We start from the raw sequence: 11643 nt of genomic DNA on the forward strand, positions 1-11643 counted from the left end.
CCAAGAGACTAAGCCCAACCTTTTTCATTTTTTGCAGGTGCATCAGCTAGAGCTATCCGTTAAGTAAGCGCCATTAAAACCTGCCCCCTTTATCGCGCCTTTTTTTCACAGGCCGCGTTCAAAATCTAGAAAAAAAACGATTACGTATAGAGTAAAAGAGAATATCGCTAAAGCAGCTCGCCACTCAGGATCAGCATCTTTGCCCAAGCTGCTAGGTCCGATAGCAATCCTAGCCCCTCTCAAATAATTCCAGACAGCTTGCACAAATAACAGCTGAACTACAATCATTAAAAAAAAACGCCCCCATCCACCATTAAATCTTAGAACGGCATTCAAGACCGAAGCAAATAACAGCCCAATCGCGACATAATTCCGGTACCTAAACAAAGCATCAATTACAACTCTTGACCTTAAAAACATTATAAAACCCCGTCAATAATTTTATCCCAGACCTTTAATACACCCAACGCACTGGATACTCGACCGGCCTCTACTGCTGAAAGCCCTCTGGCCATTGCATAGCGCTCAAACCCCATACTAAGCACGGTACTACTCACGGCCTTTCCCGTTTCGTTATTAAGATAGCCCGCAAGAAGCGAAGCCGCAGTAGATGAGTTTGCAAAAGTTACTGAGAGCCCCCCAGATGTAATTATGGCGCCGACGCTTAACACCTTACTCATTTTATCCACCGCCTCTACATCCGCGGCATTAATCCATCTAAGAGTTTCAATATCACCCAAGTCAATATTCGCGCCAGAGGCAATACATTGCGCACTAGCACACGCAAAGAAACGAGGAGTAAAACGAACACCGTCAACAGCCACACCCACTCGGTAGCCGCCTTTGCCATCTGTCGGATACCCTGTTAGGGGATCTCTGTCTCCAGGCCCATACGGGGTATTGCTCCAATCGGGGCCGGCCACCGAGGGCAGCCCTAGCCAGCTGTAATTGTTCGTTGATTCGCGTATGAAGGCGATTACTTCCAAATCCAGCTTATCGAATTGCTGCAAAAACTGACCATCACCCAATGGCACCCACTTACCGGAAGGATCGTACATGCCATCTTTTGTGGCCACAATGTCGGTACCAGGTCCGATGTCGGTCCCCGCTATTGCGGAAAGTCGCAATTGCGCTTCAATTTGCTCAGCTGTGAATTTTCCATTGCTTCGATCAGCTAGCTGCCTGGCAAGCTCCCGCTCTTCTTTATGCAACTGTCGGTTGTAAGCAGTGGCGTACTGTGCAATTTCGGCGCCCTTCGATAAATCCCCATCCACCGCTGCCGCTGCGACAAGACCTGTAAGCTGCGATGCCATCAATTCCAGCTGCTTGTTCCCACCCACCATGTTGCTGAGCACATTGATGAGCGCTTCGTTCGCGCCTGCGGCGATGGCCCCCGTCTTAAAATCGCTGCCCGTCGCTTCAGCCAGAAGTCCACCCATCAATGCGTGAGCCATCACCTTCTGAATGCTTCCATCCTGGTATTTCCCCAGCGAATAGTCACCGACCATCTTGAACCCCAGGGCCATGCCCACGTTACTGGCCTGATTCCCCAAGGAGTTGCCCAAGTTATCGGTGTAGCTGCCTCCATTAATGACTGTGTTCACGAACGCATCAGAGGCTGATTTGAGCAGGACGGCTTGAAGACTTTGAAGGTTAAAACCAAGCGCTGCCGGGTTATAACCGGGCGTCATCCCCCCCATGGCGGCAGACGTCAGATATCCCTTCATCGAGTCAGAAGAGGTAATGTCTTTAAAGGTCGCGCCGAGGTTGCCTTTGTTATTGACGGTACTGATAGCGGCTTGACTAACAACAGCCTGGAATCCTGCTGAGGCGGCGTATCCCGCAGCCGTCCCCAACGCCGTGGCTGTGCCGGCCGAGGCACCAGCTGCCGCTGCTGCACTACTGGCCGAACTTGCCGCTGCACCGGCAACACCCGACGCCGCCCCTGCCGTCAGAACAGTGACGACGATAATAATCGCCAGCATCGCCCCCTGCCCAAGGCTCGAGCTGCTGTACTTGAACGACTCGTGGGTTTCCTTGATCAACCGCCAGTCCACATCACCGCGCTGCTCGGCCTCCTTAAGCCAGGCCAATTGCGGGTCGGCCTTGACCATGGCGTCGATGGTTTGACTGACGGTCTTCTGATTGATGTGCTTGATATCGATGTTCAAGCCATCGACAGCCTTAATGACCAGGTCGCCTTGAGCCACCAGTTGGCTCTGGCGCAACGTTTCATCAGTGTGACCTTTACCCTTCATGGAATTCCAGGCCAAGCTGGTGTTGCTCTTGGTATGGCTTTCCTGATCTAGATCCTTGACGCCCTCGAAGGTGATCGAACCACCGCTTTGTATCGTCAGATCATCACCAGAGTTCAGCTTGGCGACTTGATAACGCTGATCACTTCCACTGAGCAACGTCAGAGCCCCACCCGTGGTGATCTGGCTCCCAACATGGGTGATCTTGGTCAGCTCATCACGCCGGAACTGTTTATTCCCCCAACTGCCCTTTTTCTTTTTCTGATACAGCGAGTAGTCGCTGTCTTGCGCAGCCAACAGGTCAAGATTTTCGCCAGCCACCAAGTAAGCTTCATCACCGGCGGTGACGCGGCTGGAGATGAGCGCCATGTCTTTTCCGGCATCCAACCTCACATCACCACCAGCGCTGATGGCGCTGCCAATTTGTTTGACGTGGTCTTCCTGGGCGGTGACTTTTTTCGACTTGTAGTAAGAATGTGTTTCGTTGGCGCCAGAAGAGATTGTCATGTTCTCGTCGGCAGTCAGCGTTACATTCCGATCAGCGCTGATCTGGCTAGCGATAGCGTTAAAGTCTCGACCAGCATTCACAACAACATCACGCCCGGCATCCATGTCCGAACTCAGCTGTGTGATCGAACTTCTGCGAACTCCGCCCGTACTGGAGCTTTGCTGTTGAGCCGAGACGATATTGACATCCCGCCCTGCATCGATCCGGGTATCACGACCGCTAACCATGACGCTGCCAACGCTCTTGTAGTCCCGACCGGCGCCCATGGTCAGGTCATTGGCGGCCTCGATGCGTGAGGCGCTGTCTGCGTAATCCTTTAGCTGGTTGTAACCTCTGTTGCTGATGCTTGCGGTGGTAATGGTGCGCTCGTTGATCACGTCCCCCGCTACCGCCTTCAGGGTGATGTCACGCCCAGCGATGATCCCGCCGGATTTATTGACGATGTCGTTGCCAGCCAGCATATCAAGACGGTTTCCAGCTTCGATCAACCCGCTGTTGGCGAGGTTCTGGCCGGCGGTCGCCGAGAGGTTATTGGTAGCCCGGAGTGTGCCGGCATTTTCCAGATCCTTGCCGGCGATCAACGTGACGTTCTGGCCGGCAATCAACGCACCATTAGGCGCCAAACGATTGTTGGCCTGTGCCATATACAACACCGGCACCAACACCTTTTCCCCGTTCACTTCATGCTCTTCAAGCCAGACGATGTCATGCGTCAGCGCGGCGACTTGCTGGGCGGTGAGGGTGACACCCATCGACAGGTTGAGGGCGTCTTTGCTGGCGATGGCGTTGTTCATCAGGTACTTGAACATCGCGTCGTCGGAGGTCTGACCGTCGATGAAGCGTTGGCCGGTGCGGGCGACGACGGCTTGCTGGATTAAGCGTTGTTCGAACAGACCGTCACCCAGGCGTTTGGCGCTGGTGTCGGCGTCGTAGCCGAGCTTCGTCAGCAGATAATCCGAGCTTGTAAACTGCTTGAGGTCGGTGAGGACCGGGTTGGTTTCGATCAGGTATTTATGCGGCTTCGAGGTAACCGTAGCGCTCGGCAGGCCCGTGACTCGTGCCAAGGTCTGGCTGGTCGGAGGTGTTGGGATTCCTGCAGAGCCACCGCCTGCTGGAGAGGTTATCTGGAAGGCGGACCCGCCAGCGTTGTCACCATTCAATGGTTGCAACTGACGATCAGAGGCCGAAAGCTGAGTGACGTCGGCGACCTGAATGTCGCGCACATTAGCGATTGGGCCGGCGGTGGAGCGATCTGATGCGCTCACGTTGGCGCCGCCGATTGTCCAATTCTTCGACACGGCCGGCGTCTGGGACACTGACGCGTCGCTGGCGCCCTGCCCGCTCAACCGGAACAAGCCGTTTTGCCCGGTGGGGAGGTTGAAACCGGGGAGTGTCAATGGGTTTATTTGTTGCTGAGCCAAGTCCGGTGGGAGTTGGCTGTTCAGGGTCATGACCGTGGTTTTGCCTGATCCTGAGGCTGCGGTTGTGACATTGCGCGTCGACGTTGAAATGCCAGCTGAGAACGGGCGTTCTACGCCATTGGTGATTTTGTTTTTTGCGGTAATGGAAACGTTGCCGCCAGCCTGGATGATGGCTGGAGCAAAATTGTCGGATGCAGTGGACGTAATGATTGTTTGGTTAAAGGGCGTTAGTTTCTTTATAAAATCAGGCAGATCTACCTGAACACCATCCTTATACTTAGATGGCTCAAAATCAACTTCCGGATACCCTCTAAACCCACTCCCACTAATAGAAATAACAGCCGGACCGATCACCTGGTAATATTCTTTATCAACAGGCTTCGCCCCAGACACCGTAACACGGGACTGCACAGAGCTTTCAACACCGGAAGAATTCCAAAAACGAATGTCTTGATTGTAATCAGCATCATTATACGTATTGTAATTTACTATTGAACGCAGCTCTCCAATCTGTTCATTAGCTGAATACGCTATATATTGATAACTCGTATAATCACCCAAAGCAGTGCCTGAGTTATCAAAATCATCTACGACTATAGAAACGTTTCCACCCGCTATGGTCGACGAGTTTGAATTGGTGAATGAGGTCCCCTTAACATTAAGATCCCCACCCGCACTCAGCGAAGCCGATTTCGCTGTAGAGTCTCCGGACACCACTACACGATACTGCTGTTGATAGACGAGATGATAGCGTAGCCAGTCAATTCCATATTGAGGAAGCGAGTCGCAAGTATTGCAACGAAACCCCAACGCCGAAGAATACAACTCCGCCTCAGTCTTAAAATCCCCCCGCTTATTAATAATCGAATCCGCATTAATAGAGAAATCCCGCCCACTCTCCATGGTGCCCGAATCATTCTCCATCAACGCCGAGCGTCCACCCAGGTCATTGCGCGCTACATCAATATCCCTCAACGCATAAACATCCGACTTACGGTTGGTCAAACTCCCCACCCGAAACTTCATATCCGCGCCACTGAACAAAAACCCACCCTGGTCGTTCAGCAATGTCGAAGCCGTCAGTTTCAATCCATCCGCGCCGGCCACGGTCCCGTAGTTATTGACGGTACCCGCATTGATATTCAGCGCACCCGCCGATGTCAGCCGCCCGTAGTTATTCAGGCTGCTCAAGCCACCGCGGCCACCAATCGTCGTGGTCCCGCCGCCGGTAATGCTTGCCACGCTGCTCAGGTCGATCGCAGCGGCGTCTACCGTCATGTCGCCCAGGCTGGTGACGCGGCCATTGCCGCTATACCGCCCGGTCAACTGCAAGCCCATGCCGCCATCACTGGCGATTAACCCGTTGTTAACCCAGTTCCCGCCCTTACCTTCCAGTTGCGTCGAAGCCAGCAGTTGCCCGGTCGCGGTCTGGGTGAAGTTCTTGACGTTGACGTTCAGCCGCCCGGCCTGGATGACGCTGGTGTTGGTCCAGGTGTCGGCGTTGAGTGTCAGGCCGCCGCGGGTGACGATGGTGCCGCCGGCGCCGGTGACGTTAGGCAGGGAGATGTCGAACGTGCCGTCGCCCACGTGCAGCAGTTGGCCGCCGCTGTTGAGGAAGCTGTTGGCGCCCAGGGTCAGGTGGGTGTTGGCGGTTTCCAGGTTGCCGTTACGGTTGTCGAAGAGGCTGCCGATCTGGAAGTCGGTTTTGCCGCTGGCGCCCAAGGCGCGCAATTTGCCGCTCTGGTTGTCGAGGTTCGCGGCGCGCACTGCAAGAGTACTGTCGCTCTCGAGGATGCCGCTGCGGTTGGTCAGGGTGCCGCTCAGGCCGAAGTCGATGCGGTTGCCGGCGATCTGGCCGGCGGTGTTGTCCAGGCTGGAGCCGGTGGCGCTGAGCAGTCCGGTAGCGTAGAGGCCGCCGTTGCGGTTGTTCAAGTCGGCGGTGTTGATGATGACATCGCCGGTTTGGGCCGCGATTCGCCCGCCGTTGTTGTTCAGCCCCGCCAAGGCGCGAATGTTCAGGCTCTGCGCCTGGATCACACCCCCCTTGTTGTCCACGTCGAAACCGTTGCGCAGCACGCCCACGGTGCGCGCTTCAAGGGCGCCCTTGAGGGCGGCAAGCGTTCCGCCGCGGTTGTCGATGTTGGCCGCGGTGAGGCTGACATCGCCGGTCTGGGCGATGAGTTTGCCGCCCTGGTTGTCCAGGTTACCGCTCAGCTCGACGGTCAGGCCGGTCTGGCCTTGCATCTCGCCCTTGCCGCTGGCCAGACTCGCGGCTTTCAGTGTGACGTCGGCTGCCTGGCTGTAGATGAGGCCGTTGGTATGGTTCTGCACGGCGCCAGTGGCGGTGATTGCCAGGGCGTTTTTGGCGGCGATGGTGCCGGTGTTGCTGTTGTCCAGGGAGCCGGTGGTCAGGGTCATTTGATCCTGGCTGGCGATTTGGCCGCCCTGGTTGTTGATCGCTGTCGCGCCTTTAACGGTCAGCGGGCCGGCGCTGGCGAGCTTGGCGCCGCTGTTGTCGAGGGCACCGTTAAGGTTCAGGTTGACCGCCGCGTTACCGATCAAGTTGCCTTGGCGGTTATCCAGTTCGCTGGCGTTAAGGGTCAGTGCTTGTTGAGCGTTGATGGCACCACTGGCGTTGTCCAGGGCGGTGGTCTTGATGGTCAGGCCGGCACCGCTGTCGATCAGGCCACCCTGGCCGTTGTCGAGCGCGCCGCTGAGGATGAGGTTTTGGGCGCCGCCGCTACTGAGCGCCCCTTTTTGTGAGTTGTTCACCGCAACGGCCGTCACATCAAGGGTGCCCATGCTTACCAGCGCACCGCCGTTGCCATTGAGCAGGTTGCCCAGCAGATTGAGGGTCACGTTGCCGTCGCGGCTGGAAAGCGTGCCGTTGTTGCGGTTGTCCAGGTGGGTGCCGTTGACCTGCAACCCTTGCCACCCGGAGATCAAGCCGTTCTGGTTGACCAGGGTTTTGCCGTCGAGGCTCAGGTTCTGGCTGCTGATCAGCTTGCCGCCGCTGTTGTCCAGCGTCCGGCCGCCCAGGTTGAAACTTTGGCTGCTGGAGATTTCGCCACCCTGGTTGTTCAGGTCGCGCAGGGCGTTGAAGGTTAGCGGGCCTTTGGCGGTGATCAAGCCATTGCGATTGTTCAGGTCGCCGTTGCCCAGGTTGAGGGTGACGGCTTTTTCACCCAACAGGCGGCCGCCGTCTTGAATCAGCGATGCGAGGGTCAGGCGGATGTCGCCCTTGGCCGACACTTCACCACCGTCACTGGAGTCCAGCGAATCGGCACCAAGAGTGAGGTCGCCTTGGGCATTGATCAGGCCATCGGCGCTGTTGTTCAGGGCCATGGCGTTGAGGACCAAGGCACCGCCTGCCAGCACGCTGCCGCCCTGGTTGTTCAGATCACCGCTGTTGAGCGTGAGCAATTGCGCGGCGCTGATCAGGCCTTGGGCTTGGTTATCCAGTTGTTGATCAACGGTCAGGTCGAGGTTGCCACGGCTGGTGATTGTGCCGCTGTTGTTGGTCAGGCTTTGCGCCGTGGCATCCAGGGTCGCCGCGCCGATCAGGCCTTTGATGTTGTTCAGCGCCTGGGCGATGCGCAGGGTCAGGCCCTGGCCGCTGAGCAACCGGCCACCGTCGTTGTTGAGATTCTTGGCCGCCAGGGTAAAGGCTTCGGCGCTGGAGATTTCACCGCCCTGGTTGTTCACACCGTTGAGGTTTTTCAGCACCAGCGCGCCGGGGGCATTGATCAGGCCGTTCTGGTTGTTGAGCTGGCCGTTGTTCAAGTCCAGGCTCAGCGAGGTGTTGCTGAACAGCTTGCCGCCCTGCTGATCCAGACCGGACACCGACGCGGTCACCGCGTCTTGGCTGCCGATGCTCCCGCCATCCTGGTTGGTGACTTGGCCCGCCACGAGGTTCAGCGTGCTGCCGCTGTTGAGGCGACCGCTCTGGCTGTTATCGAATGCACCCGTGGTGACGCTCACCGTGCCTTTACCGCTGATGTTGCCCTGCTGACGGTTGTCCAGCGCCGCGCTGGTGAGCAGCAGCGCGCCGTCGGTCACGAGTTCGCCGCCCTGGTTGTCGAGACGCCCCAGGCTTTGCACCGTGAGGTCGGCGGCGCTGGACAGACTGCCGCCGGTGTTGGTCAGGTTGGCCGCAGTGACATTCAGCGTGCCTTCGCTGCTGAGTTGGCCCTGGGTGTTGAGCAGATCGCGGCTGAGATTGATGCGCTGGTTCTGTTGGCTGATCAGGGCGCCGCCACTGTTGTCCAGGGCGCCGCCATCCAGACTCAATTCGGTCTTGGCACTGAGCAAGCCTTTGGTGCGGTTGAGCAGCTTGTCCACCGTCAGCTTCAGCGCTTGCCCGGCGTACACCAGGCCGCCATCGCTGTTGTCGAGGTTTTGGCTGATCAGCGTGACGTCGGCGTTGCTCGTCAGTTCACCGCCACGGTTGTCGAGTTCGTCAACGTCGAGATCCAGCGCCTTTGTCGCACCGATCAAACCGGCCTGACGGTTGTCGAGACTGGTCGCCTTGAGCGTCAAGGCATCGGTGCTGATCAGCGTGCCTTGGCGGTTATCCAGCGAGGTGACGGTGGCCTCAAGCCCGGTCTTGCCGGCGATGCTCCCGGCGCGGTTGTCCAGATGATCAGCGGCGAGCAGCATCGCGCCATCGGCGATCAGCGAGCCGCGCTGGTTGTCGAGCAGCCCGTCGACAGTCAGGTCGAGTCGATCGCGGCTGCTGATCAGGCCATCGCTGTTGTCCAGGCTGTTGCTGCGACTGTCCACGGAGGCCGCCGAAATGATACCCTGGGCGTTGTTCAGGAGCTGGGCGGTTCTGAGCACCAGACCTTGATTGCTCAGCAATTTGCCGCCGCTGTTATCGAGGTTCTGCGCCGCCAGGGTGAACGCTTGCTGGCTGGAGATTTCACCGTTCTGGTTATTGACGTCCTTGAGGTTACTCAGCAGCAACGCACCCGAGGCGTTGATCAGGCCGCCCTGGTTGTTCAACTGGCCCTGGTTCAGGTCCAGGCTGAGGCTGGTGTTGCTGAACAACTCACCTTGTTGTTGATCCAGACCGGTAACACTGGCGTCCAGCGCTTTTGCACTGGCGATACGGCCAGCAGCGTTATTCACCTGGCCGGCCCTTAACGACAGCGTGTCGCTGCTGATCAGGCTGCCGTCGACGTTGCTGAGTGCTGCGGCGCTGTCGATGCTCAACGCGCCCAAACTGGAAAGCTGACCACCGTCATTATTTATCTCGCCCGCTTTGACGCTGGCCGTGGTGTCGCTTTTCACGCTGCCTTGGACGTTAAGCAGTTGTCCGCGCAGGTCCAGATTCAGCCCTTGCTGTGCATAAAGAGATCCCTGGCGGTTATCCAGCTGCCCCCCATCAATAGCCAGAGCGGCGCGGCTGGAGATCAAACCCTTGGTCTGGTTGTTCAGGCGCTCGAGCGTCAGGCGCAGGTCGTCATAGGCAATCAGTTTGCCGCTGTTGCTGTTGTCCAGCTCGGTGCCGGTCAGCGCCAGGATGCCCTGGCTCGACACTTCACCGCCTCGGTTATCCAGACTGCCTACGTTGAGACTCGCTGCTTGGGCGCTGGTGATGACGCCGCCCTGTCGGTTGTCCAGGCTCGCCGCATTGAGGGTCAGCAGCCCGGTCGATGACAGCAACCCAGCCTGATTGAGCAGGTGCGCCGAGATGCTGGCGGTGAGTGCGTCACCGCTGAGCAACCGACCTGCGGTGTTATCCAGCGAGGCGACATCCAAGGTGACGTCACTCAAGCTGTTGAGCTGGCCGTTGCGATTGTTCAACTGCCCCACATTGGCCGTCAGGTTGCCATTGCTGCTGACGATGCCTTGGGTGTTGAGCAGCTTGTCGGCGGCGACGCTCAGGGCGCCGTTGCTCAGCACCCGCCCCTTGTTCTGGTTATCCAACGTCCCGGCTTTTACCGTGCCGGTTTGCCCGGCGCTCAAGGTCCCGCCCTGGTTGTTCAGGGTCTTTGTAACATTGACCGTCAGATTGCGGCTGGCGACCACACTCTTGCCGTTGTTGCTGAGGTTTTGCGCCGTGAGGCTCACATCCCCCGCAGCATTGCGCAAGTTATCAGCATTGACCCCGGCCTCAATGATGCCGTTGTTACTCAACTGCCCACCGGCGCCCAGGGTGATGGTGTTACGCGCCGCGAGGGTTTTCTGGTTGGTCAGGTTGCCTTGGGTTTGCGCGTTCAACGTGGTGCCGGCATAGACCGGACCACGGGCGTCTAGGCTGGCGGCCTTGACCTTGACGGCGCCGCTGGCCGAGGTGTCGACCAGGCTCAGATGGCCGTTGGCGTCGAGCTGGATATCACCACCACTGGCAATCAATTTGCCGTCCAGCTTGACACCAACCCCGGCCTCGGTGCCCACCAGCTTGATAGCGCCTGCATACATGCCACCCAAGGCCGAGGAATCAATAGCCAGTTGCGGTTTGACACTGCCGTCATCGGCCCGGGCAGTGGCGTTGAGGGTGGTCGCGTTGACGTCGTTGCGCCCGGCAATAATCGTCAGGTTCTTGGCCTGGATCTCGGCATTGATCTTGGCGCTGCGAGTGATGATTTCGAAGTGGTCGACGTTGTTAGCGTTGAGGCCTGCGCCTTCGATGGCAACGCTGCCTTTATCCACCTGGTAGCGATCCAGCCGACCGTTTTCCACCACCGGTTTGCCGGTGCTCAGGGTCACCTTCGGGCTGTTGATGAAACCGCAACCGTTGCAACTGATGCCATAAGGGTTGGCGACGATGACATGAGCCGACTGCCCCGCCACTTCGGTGTAGCCGCGCAACTGGCTAGGGTTGCCGCCGTTGACTTCGTTGAGGATGGTCTTGGCCGCCGCGCCATTGAGGTTCGAGTTGCCAACAATAATCCCGCCCAACTGCGTGGACTGGGTGCGGGCGGTGGCGTTGTTGAGGATTACGCCGTTGCTGCCGACGTTGTAGTCCTTGAACTGGTTGTGGGACAGACCGTTGCCGTTGGGCTTGGCGATGTTGACGATGGGCACGCCGTTACCGGCCCGGTCCAGACCAGTACCCGGTGCGCTGACCACGATCCCGTCAGCCTGGGCCCACAGCGGTTGCCAGAACATGACGTTGGCCAACAGGAACGCCAGGCCCCGCTTGGGCATGCCCCAGAAGTGCTCGCGATTTTTCAGGACAGCAGAAGGCTGGCGGGCCAGGAAGGCGTGTTGGCGGTCGTCCATGATCAAGTCTCGTACAACGAAATTTAGAGCGGCAGCATTTAAAAAACGCATCCACGCGGAAGTAGGTCGATTAAGGAATCGAAAGTGACATCAAAATAGTGGCGCGATATTAGATAGCCATTATTCTGGCGTCAATAAATGAATACAGAAAGGAAGGCTGTGCGGACCATCGGTCTGGAGATAGAGGTGAGTTGTCAGGCCGCCTTCGCGAGCAGGCTCGCTCCCACAG

General features: G+C 57.8%; 1 protein-coding gene. It reads right to left on the reverse strand.

The features are described from left to right. Positions 1 to 419: 419 nt before the first annotated feature. A complete protein-coding gene (locus BM132_RS27430; protein ID WP_092460001.1) occupies positions 420 to 11414 on the reverse strand; it encodes a two-partner secretion domain-containing protein in 10995 nt (3664 codons plus the stop codon). Between the last annotated feature and the right edge of the window lie 229 nt (positions 11415 to 11643).

The organism is Pseudomonas sp. NFACC45, assembly GCF_900113505.1.
Classification (GTDB): Bacteria; Pseudomonadota; Gammaproteobacteria; order Pseudomonadales; family Pseudomonadaceae; genus Aquipseudomonas; species Aquipseudomonas tehranensis.